Genomic DNA, 12,612 nt, shown 5'->3' with positions numbered 1-12,612 from the left:
GCACATCCCGGATTGCCGGTTGCCCGGCAGATATTGCAACGCAGGCAACCGGCATCATGACCCACAACTACAGGAGAAAAGTAATGACCCTGCTTATCTACCTGCTCGGATGGATCGTTTTCATCGCCGGCGTGGCATGGGGCCTGATGACGCTGCATGTGTCGCAGCACATCATCGAGATCGTCGCCGTCATTCTGTTCGGCATCGCGGTGATCACGGGCGCGACGCGCGCGCGCCATCGCGACCGGACGTAGTCGCGGAACGGGCGCCGGATTTCGCTGCATTCAGGCGTCGCGCAGGTCAACGGCCCGTCGCCGGACGCCCGCGCGGGTTATCCGTACCACCCGCGGCGGCGCGTCGTGCCGGCGCCGCCGCGAGCGTGCGTCGATTTCATCGAGGCGCAGGCGCGGTAGAACGCCGCCTCAGCGCCGGTTCGAGCGCGACACCACGTCGATCCACACGGCCAGCACCAGCACCGCGCCCTTGACGATCATCTGCCAGTACGCGTCGACGTCGAGCATCGACATCCCGTTGTCGAGGCTCGCCATCACGAGCGCGCCGATCAGCGCGCCGTAGACGGTGCCCGACCCGCCGCGCATCGACGTGCCGCCGATGAAGCACGCGGCGATCGCGTCGAGTTCGCCCATCGTGCCGGCCGACGGCGAGCCGGCCGCGAGCCGCGCGGTGTTGACGATGCCCGCGAACGCGCACATCAGCCCCATCAGCGCGAAGATCGCGAGCTTCACGCGATCGGTGTCGACGCCCGACAGCCGCGTCGCCTCCAGGTTCGAACCCACTGCATAGATGCGCCGGCCGAACACGGTCTGCGTCGCGATCCACGAGAACGCGCCGAGCAGCGCGAGCAGCAGCAGCACGGGCACCGGAATGCCGCCGTAGCGGTCGAGCGTCGCGACGAACGCGAACAGCACGGCCCCGGCGCCGACGACCTTCGCGACGTCCTGCCACAGCGGCGCGACGGCGAGCCGGTAGCGGTGCCGCGTGGCGCGCTGCCGCAGCACCAGCAGCGCGACGAGCGCGAACAGCAGCACCGCGAGGCCGTCGCCGGCCGCGCGCGGCAGATAGCCCTGGCCGATGAACACGAAGCCGTCGGACACCGGCGCGATCGTCGAGCCGCCCGTCACGCCGAGCAGGATCCCGCGGAACGCGAGCATCCCGCCCAGCCCGACGATGAACGACGGCACGCGCCGGTAGGTCGACCACCAGCCGTTGAACAGCCCGACCAGCACGCCGAGCGCGAGCACCGCCGGCACCGTCACGGCGACCGGCCAGTGCCGATTGACGTCGAGGATCGCCGCGACACCGCCGAGCAGCCCGAGCAGCGAGCCGACCGACAGGTCGATCTCGCCCGCGATGATCACGAACACCATGCCGCACGCGAGCATCCCGGTGATCGACATCTGCCGCAGCAGGTTCGACACGTTGCGCGGCGTGACGAACGCGCCGTCGGTCAGCACCGAGAAGAACACCCAGATCGCCGCGACCGCGAACAGCAGCGCGAGGACCTTGTAGCGCACGAACACCTGGCGCAGCGGACGGCCGTGCGTGCGACGCGCGTCGGCGCCCGGCGGCACGGCGGGAGAAGAAGAAAGTTCGGTATTCATGGTGCACTCGCTGCAATGGGTTCGGACGGCTGCCGCGCGGATTTCAGCGCGGCGCCGAGGATCTGTTCCTGCGTGAGACCGTCGTTGACGAAATCGCCGCGCAGCTCGCCTTCGCCGATCACCAGCACACGATCGGCGAGCCCGAGCACTTCCGGCAGTTCCGACGACACGACGATCAGCGCGACGCCGCGTTTCGCGAGCGCGAAGATCAGCCGGTAGATCTCGGCCTTCGCGCCGACGTCGACGCCGCGCGTCGGTTCGTCGAGGATCAGCACCTGCGGGTCGGCCAGCAGCATCCGCGCGAGCACGGCCTTCTGCTGGTTGCCGCCGGACAGGCTCGCGATCGGCAGGAACGGGTGCGCCGCGCGCACCGACAGCCGCTGCATCTCGGTGCGGATCGCATCGAGTTCGGCGGCCGCGTCGATCCTCCCGCGCGCGGCGAAACGGCGCAGCACCGACAGCGTGATGTTGTGGCCGACCCCGAGCTGCGGCACGATCCCGTGGCGCTTGCGATCCTCCGGCACCATCGCGATGCCCGCACGGATCGCGTCGGCCGGCGAGCGGATCGCGAGCGGCTGGCCGTTCATCCGCACGGTCGCCGCGCTCGCGCCCGGATACGCGCCGAAGATCGCCTGCATCAACTCGGTGCGGCCCGCGCCGACGAGCCCGGCGACGCCGAGGATCTCGCCGCGCCGCACGCTGAACGACACGTCGTCCACGCGCTTACGGCGCGGGTTCGCCACGTCGTGACAGGTCACGTTGCGTGCCTCCAGCACGACGTCGCCGATCTCGTGCGGCTCGCGCGGATACAGGTTCCGGATCTCGCGGCCGACCATCATCGCGATGATCCGGTCGGTGGTCAGCGCGCGCATCGGCTCGGTCGCGACATGGCGGCCGTCGCGGATCACGGTCACGGTGTCGCACACTGCGTCGACTTCGTCGAGCTTGTGCGAGATGTATACGCACGCGACGCCGCGGCGCTTCAGGTCGCGCACGATGTCGAGCAGGATGCGCGTCTCGGCGGCACTCAGCGACGACGACGGCTCGTCGAGGATCAGCAGCTTCGCGCGCTTGTTCAGCGCCTTCGCGATCTCGATCAGCTGCTGATGGCCGCCGCCGTAGTTCATCACCGGCTGCGCGACGTTGATTGCGTCGATCCGCAGCTCGCGCAGCAGCGCTTCCGAACGCCGCACCATCTCCGCATAGTGCATGCGCCCGCCGGGCAGCGTGATCTCGTTGCCGAGGAAGATGTTCTCGGCGACCGACAGCTCGGGCACCAGCATCAGTTCCTGGTGGATGATCACGATGCCCGCGCGTTCGGTGTCACGCACGCCGGACGCCGCGAGCGGCGCGCCTTCCCAGCGGATCTCGCCGTCCCACGTGCCGTGCGGGTAGACGCCCGACAGCACTTTCATCAGCGTCGACTTGCCGGCGCCGTTCTCGCCGCACAGGCCGACGCACTCGCCGGGGCGCACGGTCAGGTCGATGCCGTCGAGCGCCTTCACGCCGTCGAATGCCTTGACGATGCCGCGCATCGTCAGCAAGGGTTCGGTCATACGTTCATTGCCTCGCAGTGCGCACGCGGCCAGCGAGGTGCGGCCGCGTGCGTCATGCCCATCGAGCGGTTACTGGCTCGCGAGCTGGGCCTGGGTGTAGAAGCCGTCCTTCACGACGACGTCGACGTTGCGTTTGGTCAGGAGCGTCGGCTGCAGCAGCACCGTGTCGACCTTCTTCTTGCCGTTGTCGTATTGCGCGTTGAACGCGGGCTTCGTACCCTTCGCGAGATCGACCGCGAGCTTCGCGGCTTCGCTCGCGATCAGGTTCAGCGGCTTGTAGACGGTCATCGTCTGCGTGCCGGCGATCACGCGCTTGACGGCCGCGAGGTCCGCATCCTGCCCGGACACCGGCACCTTGCCGGCCAGATGCTGCGCGGCGAGCGCCTGGATCGCGCCACCCGCGGTGCCGTCGTTCGACGCGACGATCGCGTCGATCTTGTTGTTGTTCGCGGTCAGCGCGTCCTCGACGATCCGCAGCGCGGTCGATGCGCTCCACTCCGGCACCCACTGCTGGCCGACGACCTTGATGTCGCCGCGCTCGATCGCCGGCTTCAGCACCTTCAGCTGGCCCTCACGCAGCATCTTCGCGTTGTTGTCGGTCGGCGCGCCGCCGAGCAGGAAATAATTGCCCTTCGGTTTCGCGTCGAACACGCCCTGCGCCTGCAGTTCGCCGACCTTCTGGTTGTCGAACGAGATGTACGCGTCGACGTCCGCGTCGAGGATCAGGCGGTCGTACGACACGACCTTGATGCCGGCCTTGCGCGCTTCGGCGACGACGTTGCCGAGCGTCTTCGAATTGAACGGCACGATCACGATCACGTCGACGCCGCGCGAGATCAGGTTCTCGATCTGCGAGATCTGCCGCGCCTCGCTCGCGTCGGCCGACTGTACGGATACCTTGGCGCCGAGCTTCGTCGCGGCCGCGACGAAATAATCGCGATCGCGCGACCAGCGCTCGACGCGCAGGTCGTCGATGCAGAAGCCGATCTCGGGCTTGTCCTTGCTCGCATGCGCGAGCGGCGCGCCCAGCGCGAACATCGCCAGCGCAGCGGCGCCGGCAAGCGAACTCAATACGGTACGACGCGTCACGGATTTCATTGTCTCCACTCCTTGTTATCGAACTTGTCGAACTACCTCACGAACATCGGGCGGGCGCATGAGTGCGCCGCCCGCATCGAGTCCTCGCAACGCGCGGCATCGTGCGATGCGAACCGCGCGCGCCATCCGCGCGTCACGCGCCCATTGCAAACACCGGTTCGAGCGCGCGGTACAGCGCGCGAAACGTCGGCCGCCGCATGTCGCGATACCACGCGTGCCGCGCGAGATCGGGCTCGCGCACCGCGACGACCGGCGGTTGCGGGCACACGTCGCCGAGCGGCGTATCCGGTTCGAGCGCGAGGCGAGCAAGGCGCGCGGCACCGAGCGCCGGACCGACCTCGCCACCCGCGCGCAGCGTCAGCGCGCGTCCGCTCAGGTCGGCGAGCATCTGCGTCCAGTAAGCGCTGCGCGAGCCGCCGCCGATCACCGTGATGCCGGCGGGCTCGAGCCCGGCCGCATGCAGCGCGTCGATGCCGTCGAGCAGCGCGAAGCCGACGCCTTCGAGCGTCGCGTTCGCGAGATCCGCGCGCTGTGTATCGGGCGTCAGCCCATAGAAGACGCCCTTCGCATTCACGTCGTTGTACGGCGTGCGCTCGCCGCTCAGGTAAGGCAGGAACCACGGGCGGGTCGCGCGCGCGTTCGCCTCGGCATCGGCGAGCAGCGCCGCGACGCCGTCGTAACCGGTCAGTTGCGCGGTGAAGTCGACGCAACCGGCCGCGTTCAGCATCACCGACATCAGGTGCCACGTATCGGGCAACGCGTGACAGAAGCTGTGGACCGCCGATTCGGGGTTGGCGCGAAACCCGTCCGACACCGCGAAATACACGCCCGACGTGCCGAGCGACAGCAGTGCATCGCCTGGCCGCACGATCCCCACCCCGACCGCGCCGGCCGCGTTGTCGCCACCGCCGGCCACCACCGGGATCTCGCGCAGCCCGAGTGCGCGCGCGACGGCCGGCAGCAGCGTGCCCGTCACGCGGTTGCCCTCGAACACCGCCGGCATCTGTGCGCGCGACAGCCCGCACGCGGCGAGCAGCGTGTCGTCGTAGTCGCGCTTCGCGACGTCGAGCCACAGCGTGCCGGCGGCATCCGACGGGTCGGTTGCGAACGCACCGGTCAGCCGGTAGCGCAGATAGTCCTTCGGCAGCAGCACGTGCGCGATGCGTGCGAACACATCGGGCTCGTGCCGGCGCACCCACAGCAGCTTCGGTGCGGTGAAGCCCGGCATCGCGACGTTGCCTGCCACCGTGCGCAGCGCGGGCGCGAGCCGCTCGAGTTCCGCGCACTCCGCATCCGCACGGCCGTCGTTCCACAGGATCGCGGGGCGCAGTACGTCGCCATGCGCGTCGAGCAGCGTCGCGCCGTGCATCTGGCCGGTGAGCCCGAGTGCGGCGATGTCGCGCGGATCGATGCCGCCTGCGCGGGCGTCGGCGACGACCGCGGCGAGCGCGCCGCAGGCGGCGTCCCACCAGTCGTGCGGCGCCTGTTCCGACCAGCGCGGCCGCGGCCGGCTCACCGTCAACGGGTGGCTCGCGCTCGCCCGCACCGCACCGTCGCGATCGAGCAGCACCGCCTTCACGCCCGACGTGCCGAGATCGAGTCCGAGATACATGGCGTCAGCGCAGCCCGTAGATGGCCTGGTTCACGATGTTCTCGAGCCGCTCCTGCGCGCCGCTCGCGTGCCGCGGGTCCACGCCGCGCGCGAGCGCGTCGTCCGCGAGCGACTGCAGCGTGTAGCCGCCCGACAGGATCTTGCGGCCGAACGCGTCGTCCCACTGCGCGTAGCGCTGCCGGCGCAGCGCGTCGAGCCGGTCGTTCTCGACCAGCACCGCCGCGCGCTCGAGCGCGAGCGCGAGCACGTCGATCGCGCCGACATGGCCGTAGAACAGGTCTTCCGGATCGACGCTCTGGCGCCGCACCTTCGCGTCGAAGTTCATCCCGCCGGTCGTGAAGCCGCCGTGGCGCAGGATCTCGTAGAACGCGAGCGTCAGCTCCTCGACGCTGTTCGGGAACTGGTCGGTGTCCCAGCCGTTCTGCGGATCGCCACGGTTCGCGTCGACGCTGCCGAACACGCCAAGCGCGAACGCGTTCGCGATCTCGTGATGGAACGAATGACCGGCGAGCGTCGCGTGGTTCGCCTCGATGTTCACGCGGATCTCGTTCTGCAGTCCATACTGCACGAGAAAGCCGTGCACGGTCGCGACGTCGTAGTCGTACTGGTGCTTGGTCGGCTCCTGCGGCTTCGGCTCGATCAGCAGCGCGCCCGTGAAGCCGATCCGGTGCTTGTGCTCGACCACCATCGACAGGAAGCGCGCGAACTGCTCGCGCTCGCGCTTCAGGTCGGTATTGAGCAGCGTCTCGTAGCCTTCCCGGCCGCCCCACAGCACGTAGTTCTCGCCGCCGAGCCGGTGCGTCGCGTCGAGCGCATGGCACACCTGCGTCGCGGCCCACGCGAATACGTCCGGGTTCGGGTTCGTCGCGGCGCCCGCCGCGAAGCGCGGGTGCGAGAACAGGTTCGCGGTGCCCCACAGCAGCCGCACGCCGCTCGCCTGCTGGCGCTCGCCGAGATAGTCGACCATCCGCGCGAAATTGGCCGCGTATTCGCGCAGGGTGTCGCCTTCCGGCGCGACGTCGGTGTCGTGGAACGTATAGAAAGGCGTGCCGAGCTTCGTGAAGAACTCGAATGCCGCGTCCGCCTTCATGCGCGCACGTTCGAGCGCGTCGCCCGGCTGCTGCCACGGCCGCCGGAACGCGCCCTGCCCGAAGATGTCGTGCCCCGGCCACACGAACGTATGCCAGTAGCAGACGGCAATCCGCAGATGCTCGGCGAGCGTCTTGCCGAGCACGCGCTTCTCGGCGTCGTAATGGTGGTAAGCCAGCGGGTTGTCCGACTGCGGGCCTTCGTAGCGAATCGCGGGAATGTGTTCGAAATACGACATGGCGTCTCCGTGCAGGGTCTTGTTGCGGCGCAACGCGCGTCGTGACGACGACGCACGCGGCCGAATCCGGTTGGCTGGATCGTGCCCGCGCGCCTGCCGGCCGGCAATTGCGAAATTGCGCAGCATGCTTAACGTTTCTTGCCAGCCGCTGCACGCGGTGCGCGTTCCGGCCTACAATCGCCGGACACCAGAGCATCGCGCGGCACCGTCCGCGCGCCCCGGAGACAACGGCGGGACGTCCGAGCGACGCCCGCCCCGAGACCGACATGACCCGCGCCTCTTCCGCCCAGACACCGCACCGCATCGCGCTGCTGTTCAACGCGAACAAGGTCTACGACCGCGAGATCATCAGCGGCATCGGCCAGTACCTGCACACGACGCGCGTCGTGTGGGACCTGTTCCTCGAGGACGACTTCCGCTGCCGGCTCGCCGGCATCGAACGCTTCGACGGCGACGGCATCATCGCGGACTTCGACGATCCGGCCGTCGCCGACGCGCTCGCCGGCTCGCCGCTGCCGATCGTCGCGGTCGGCTCGTCGTACGAGGATCCCGCGCAGTATCCGCACGGCGTCCCATATATTGCGACCGACAACCCGAAGCTCGTGTCGCTCGCGTATACGCACCTGATCGGCGCGGGGCTCGCGCATTTCGCGATGTACAGCCTGCCGGTCGCGCAGGAGAACCGCTGGGCGCAGCAGCGCGAGCTCGCGTTCGATCGCCTCGCGCGCGCGGACGGGCTCGACGCGCCGATCTACCGCGGCCTGTCGACGAGCGCGTCGGGCTGGAATCACGCGATCGAGCAGCTGATCGGCTGGCTGCATGCGCTGCCGAAGCCCGTCGGCGTGATCGCGGTCACCGATGCGCGCGCGCGGCATCTGCTGCAGGCGTGCCTGATCGCCGGCATCGCGGTGCCGGAACAGGTCGCGATCATCGGCATCGACAACGATCCGCTCACGCGCACGCTGACGCGCATTCCGCTGTCGTCGGTGATCCAGGGCACCGAGGAAATGGGCCGCACCGCCGCGCACCTGCTGCACCGGATGCTGCGCGGCGCGCGTTTTCCCGGACAGCGCATCCTCGTGCCGCCGGTCGGCATCAACGTGCTGGAATCGACGCGCCACCAGCCGCTCGCGAGCCCGCACGTGATGCGCGCGCGGCATTTCATCCGGCAGTACGCGTGCCAGGGGATCAAGACCGAACAGGTCGCCGACTATGTCGGCGTGTCGCGCTCGCTGCTCGAAGAACACTTCCGGCGGGAACTGCAGCGCACCGTGCACCAGGAAATCCTGCGTCACAAGCTCGAGGCCGCGCAGGCCCTGCTCGCGAGCCGCAACGCGTCGAGCGCGGAAGTCGCGATCCGCTGCGGCTTCACGTCGTTGCAATACATGTACGCGGTATTCCGCCGCGAACTCGGCTGCACCCCGCGCGAATACCAGGAGCGCACCGCGCCCGCCCACTGAATTCACCGCTCACGAGCGAACCCACTCATGCATATCGACACCGACTCTCCCCGCCCCGCATCCGACATCGGCCCCATTCCGTCCGAACCGTGGGGCACGCTGCCCGGCGGCGATGCGGTGCGGCGCTACACGCTGCGCAATGCGCACGGGATGCGCGTCGTCGTCAGCGATCTCGGCGCGACCGTCGTGTCGTGGCTCGCCCCTGACCGCACCGGGCGCTTCGCCGATATCGTGCTGGCGCACGACACGCCGGCCGACTACGTCGAATCGGGCGCCTACCTCGGCGCGACGGTCGGCCGCTGGGCGAACCGGATCGCGAATGCGCGCTTCGCGCTCGACGGCGTCGACCACACGCTCGACCGCAACGAGAACGGCAACCTGCTGCACGGCGGCGCGAGCGGCTTTCACCGCGCGCGTTGGGACGTGGTCGACGACCGTGGCGGGCTGACACTGCGGCTCGATTCGCCGGAAGGCGATGCGGGATTTCCGGGTAACGTGACGGTGCAGGTGCGTTACACGCTCGACGACGACGGCACGCTGACGATCGACTACGCGGGCGTGACCGATGCGCCGACGCCGCTGAACCTGACCAATCACAGCTACTTCAACCTGAGCGGGCGCGCGGGCAGCGACGTGCGCGGCCATCTGCTGCAGATCGACGCCGACGCGTTCGTCGAAGTGGACGATGCGCTGATCCCGACCGGCACCGCCGACGTGACGGGGAGCGCGTTCGATTTCCGGCAGAGCGCGCCGCTCGGCGCGCGCCTCGACTGGCCGCATGCGCAGCTCGCGCGCGGGCGCGGCTTCGACCATTGTTATGTGCTGCGCGAGCCTGGGCGCGGCGTGCGGCCCGTCGCATCGATCTACGATCCGGAAAGCGGTCGCGAACTCGCCGTGTCGACTGATCAGCGCGGGCTGCAGCTGTATACGGGCAACTATCTGGACGGTGTGCGCGTGAGCGGCGGGTCTTGCGTACGACATGCGGCGCTGTGCGTCGAAGCCGGGTTCTTTCCGAACCAGGTCAACATGGACGCGTTGCGTGACGAAACCATCCTTCATCCGGGCCGGACCTATCGCCAGACGACGCGGTATCGAGTCGGCATTCGCGGGTAGCGGTAGCGGACACGTCGGGCCGGATCGCATAACGCGCCAGTCCGCAAACCGCTGTGCATACCCGTCGGCATGCCCGCTCCGAAACCACCGGGTCAATCACGTCAACCGGGATACCGAATCCGTCCAGGCAGCGGCCGCCCAACGTTTATCGTTTATCCGCCGCGATGCGGTCCCATGAGGATCCGGATCTGTCGCTGAACATGGCGCGAGACGCGCCGGGCTGGCGCGCCGCGCGAAAGCATCGCCAGCACGCAAACCTGTGTCAGACTCCCATGTGCGATCGAGCGTCCGTGCGCAATCGGCCGGCGCCGGATTTCATTCAACTCTTGCGGGTTCCTTACGGATGTCTGAAGAATACGAAGTTCATGGCCCTCACGACCATGCGGTGGAACATCACGCGGCTCACGGCGGCGATCAAGGTACGTCGCGCATCGCCGTGCTGACGGCCGTGCTTGCCTGCTTCGGTGCGATATCGGCCTACCAGAGCGGTGCCGACGAAAGCCTCGCGCTGCTCTACAAGAATGACGCCGCGATCCGGAAAACGGAGGCTGCGAACCAGTGGGCCTACTATCAGGCGAAGGGCAACAAGCAGAACCTCGCCGAACTCGGCGCGGCGTTGAGCCCGGATGCGTCGTCGCAGCGGAAGCGGTTCGAGGCGGATGCCGCACGATACCGCGCCGACAAGGAACCGATCCGGGCACATGCCGAGGCGCTCGAAAAGGAAGTCGAGAAGAACAACGCGGCCAGCGAGGCGCGGATGCACCGGCACCATCGGTGGTCGCAGGCGACGACCGTCATCCAGATCTCGATCGCACTGGCGGCGATCACGATCCTCACGCGCCGTTCGTGGATGCAGGGTCTGTCGATCGGCGTGGCCGCGATCGGCATCGTGATCGCGGGGTTGGCGTTCTTCGGGGTTTGATTGACGGCGAGGTCGTCGCGGTCTGGTCGTTTCGACCGTGTCGTGTTGTATACGTGAAGCCACGCGCGCATCGGGCCCAACGTGCTCCCGGCGCGGCGATCATCGCCGTGGTCAGCCTGGCTTCATGCATTCAGACGGCTCAGGATTTGCTATGAACGGCACTTGAGCAGAAGCATAACGCTGCAACGGGCGGCAATTCGATCTCCCCGTCTCACCCTCACCGTCTACACGCCCATCGCCAGATAGTAGGCAACGCACGCGTTCTTTGCGTTGGCATCGGCGGCTGCGCTACGCTCGATCCGGCCTCGTATCGAGGCTGGAATTTAAGCGCTTAAACCAGCGAAGCCCGCGATCCTGCGATCGATCGACCGGCGCGCGCTGTTCAGTCTAGCCAACCCTTAATAACCCGCCACCAGATTTTCGTGGACGACCAGGCGAAGCACCGCGCGCACCCGCTCGACCATGCGTCCGGCCTGGATTGCCGGGTTCACGTCATTCCAATAGCGCAGCGAGAGAACCCGGTGTCCTTCCACGCCGCCGAGCCAGTCCAATTCCTCGACGTTTCCGGACCATATCAGCAGGCGCGCGCTACGCGGCATGAGCCGAAGTGCCGGTAAAACATGCGGGCTGCCCGGCATGTCGCTCGCCATCGATTCGCACCATGCGTGATGCGCGGCTACCGAATCCGCGATCCGCAGGACCGCCACCTCGGGTATGCCGCCGATGCGCTGCTCCAGCATCTCGACGGCTTTCGGCGGTACGTGCCCGTCGACGACGACACAGACATGCGTCGATCCGGTCCCGCTCGACACCCAGTCGTAGAATGCCCGCGTGCGACCGGCGTCGCTCATCGCCCGCTCCGCTCACATCCGCTTCCCGCCAGCTCGCAGGCCAGACTGCCGACGATCGGCACGAAGCCGGCCAGCAGGTCCGCGCTCGGCATCTCATCGAGCAGCACGACCGACCCGACAAGTCCCGTGATCGGCACGCCGAACGTTGCCAGCGACATCGTGACTGGCGGAATGCGCCGCTCGACTTCCGCCGAAATCACAAAGCAGATGCAGGTGGCCACCGCCCCGATAAACACGACGAGCAACGCTAGCGAAGGCGTCGGCCACGAGCCGCACGTCGGCACCCGTCATTCTGGATAACTGGATATTGCCGACGCGGTCATACACAGCATCCGAATACTTGACCCGATTCTCCTGCATCAGCACACTCTTCATTCCGAGATGCGCGGCAACGGCGGACACCTGGCGCGTCTGGTTCGACTGGATGCCGCCGATCGACACGAGCGTGTCACACCCTTGCGCAAGCGCTTCGGAAATCAGGTATTCGGGCTTGCGGGTCTTGTCGCCGCCGAACGCGGGCCCGCTGTTGCAGTTCTCGCGTTTCGCGTACGGATCGACCTTGCTGCCGAGATGGGCGCTCAAACGCTTCATCGGCGGGATCGGCGTCGGGCCAAACGTGAGCGGATAGCGGGCGAAGCGTTGCAGGGTCATGGTGGAGATTCTTCTCGATATGTGGTCGGACATCGCTACGCGCTCGTCGCATCAGGTCTGAACCATCATAGAGAATCCCTCGTTCGGACGGATTGCAAAAAAAAATGCTTACGCATAACGTCATGAAACGACGCTCTGCTTTAAGCCATTCTTATTTCTTCTGATCGCACTCCGACGCAAGAAAAAAAACTACAGCTGCTGCATGGAGTGCCATGTGGTGACCGGCGAATTCGACTATTTCATGCTGATCCGCACGCGCGACAGCGACAGCTTCAACCGGCTGCACGCGGAAAAGCTGCTGTATCTGCCGGGCCTGCGGCAAATCCGAACCTTTATCGTGCTGCGAGAAATCCTGACGACCACCGAACTGCCGGTCTGAGCGCAGGAACGGCGCCGTGCG

The 12,612-nt window shown here is 67.5% G+C and carries 11 protein-coding genes and 2 pseudogenes; 5 read left to right on the top strand and 8 right to left on the bottom strand.

Annotated features, from left to right (window positions below; translation table 11 throughout):
• The first annotated feature begins 83 nt into the window (after positions 1–83).
• Positions 84–254: a hypothetical protein gene (locus NQV17_RS24945; RefSeq protein ID WP_185640854.1), complete on the top strand. Its 171-nt coding sequence runs from the start codon at positions 84–86 to the stop codon at positions 252–254.
• A gap of 168 nt (positions 255–422) precedes the next feature.
• Here the strand turns inward: NQV17_RS24945 and NQV17_RS24940 are convergent, their stop codons facing one another.
• From NQV17_RS24940 to xylA, 5 genes are all read right to left on the bottom strand, one after another.
• Entirely contained in the window at positions 423–1,622 is a 1,200-nt protein-coding gene (locus tag NQV17_RS24940) for a sugar ABC transporter permease (RefSeq protein ID WP_257774273.1), read from the bottom strand.
• A complete protein-coding gene (xylG, locus tag NQV17_RS24935) occupies positions 1,619–3,178 on the bottom strand; it encodes a D-xylose ABC transporter ATP-binding protein (RefSeq protein WP_257774272.1) in 1,560 nt (519 codons plus the stop codon). The genes NQV17_RS24940 and xylG overlap by 4 nt, the downstream gene beginning before the upstream one ends.
• 69 nt (positions 3,179–3,247) lie before the next feature.
• On the bottom strand, positions 3,248–4,276 hold the full coding sequence (xylF, locus tag NQV17_RS24930) for a D-xylose ABC transporter substrate-binding protein (RefSeq protein WP_257774271.1): 1,029 nt from the start codon (positions 4,274–4,276) through the stop codon (positions 3,248–3,250).
• A 133-nt stretch (positions 4,277–4,409) separates the two neighbouring features.
• Complete coding sequence (gene xylB / locus NQV17_RS24925) at positions 4,410–5,888, bottom strand: xylulokinase (protein WP_257774270.1); 1,479 nt, start codon at positions 5,886–5,888, stop codon at positions 4,410–4,412.
• Positions 5,889–5,892: 4 nt separating this feature from the next.
• On the bottom strand, positions 5,893–7,215 hold the full coding sequence (gene xylA, locus NQV17_RS24920; protein WP_257774269.1) for a xylose isomerase: 1,323 nt from the start codon (positions 7,213–7,215) through the stop codon (positions 5,893–5,895).
• A 266-nt stretch (positions 7,216–7,481) separates the two neighbouring features.
• Between xylA and NQV17_RS24915 the strand changes: the two genes are divergently transcribed.
• The 3 genes from NQV17_RS24915 (at position 7,482) to NQV17_RS24905 (ending at position 10,710) form a co-directional block, all read left to right on the top strand.
• On the top strand, positions 7,482–8,675 hold the full coding sequence (locus tag NQV17_RS24915; RefSeq protein WP_044844283.1) for a DNA-binding transcriptional regulator: 1,194 nt from the start codon (positions 7,482–7,484) through the stop codon (positions 8,673–8,675).
• 27 nt (positions 8,676–8,702) lie between these two features.
• Positions 8,703–9,788, top strand: a complete 1,086-nt coding sequence (locus NQV17_RS24910) for an aldose epimerase family protein (RefSeq protein WP_257774268.1) — start codon at positions 8,703–8,705, stop codon at positions 9,786–9,788.
• 343 nt (positions 9,789–10,131) lie between these two features.
• The gene (locus NQV17_RS24905; protein ID WP_257774310.1) at positions 10,132–10,710 is read left to right on the top strand and encodes a DUF4337 domain-containing protein; all 579 of its coding nucleotides are present in this window, start codon (positions 10,132–10,134) and stop codon (positions 10,708–10,710) included.
• 398 nt (positions 10,711–11,108) lie between these two features.
• Here the strand turns inward: NQV17_RS24905 and NQV17_RS24900 are convergent, their stop codons facing one another.
• From NQV17_RS24900 to NQV17_RS24895, 3 genes and pseudogenes are all read right to left on the bottom strand, one after another.
• Complete coding sequence (locus NQV17_RS24900) at positions 11,109–11,561, bottom strand: hypothetical protein (RefSeq protein WP_257774267.1); 453 nt, start codon at positions 11,559–11,561, stop codon at positions 11,109–11,111.
• Positions 11,558–11,782, bottom strand: a complete 225-nt coding sequence (locus NQV17_RS38090) for a hypothetical protein (RefSeq protein ID WP_374692741.1) — start codon at positions 11,780–11,782, stop codon at positions 11,558–11,560. The genes NQV17_RS24900 and NQV17_RS38090 overlap by 4 nt, the downstream gene beginning before the upstream one ends.
• 13 nt (positions 11,783–11,795) lie before the next feature.
• A pseudogene (locus NQV17_RS24895) lies at positions 11,796–12,212 on the bottom strand (pyridoxal-phosphate dependent enzyme); the annotation flags it as partial.
• A gap of 193 nt (positions 12,213–12,405) precedes the next feature.
• Between NQV17_RS24895 and NQV17_RS24890 the strand changes: the two are divergent.
• A pseudogene (locus NQV17_RS24890) lies at positions 12,406–12,591 on the top strand (Lrp/AsnC ligand binding domain-containing protein); the annotation flags it as partial.
• Between the last annotated feature and the right edge of the window lie 21 nt (positions 12,592–12,612).

The organism is Burkholderia sp. SCN-KJ, from assembly GCF_024656005.1.
In the GTDB taxonomy this organism is placed as follows: Bacteria; Pseudomonadota; Gammaproteobacteria; order Burkholderiales; family Burkholderiaceae; genus Burkholderia.
This window is presented reverse-complemented; position numbering and strand designations above follow the sequence as displayed.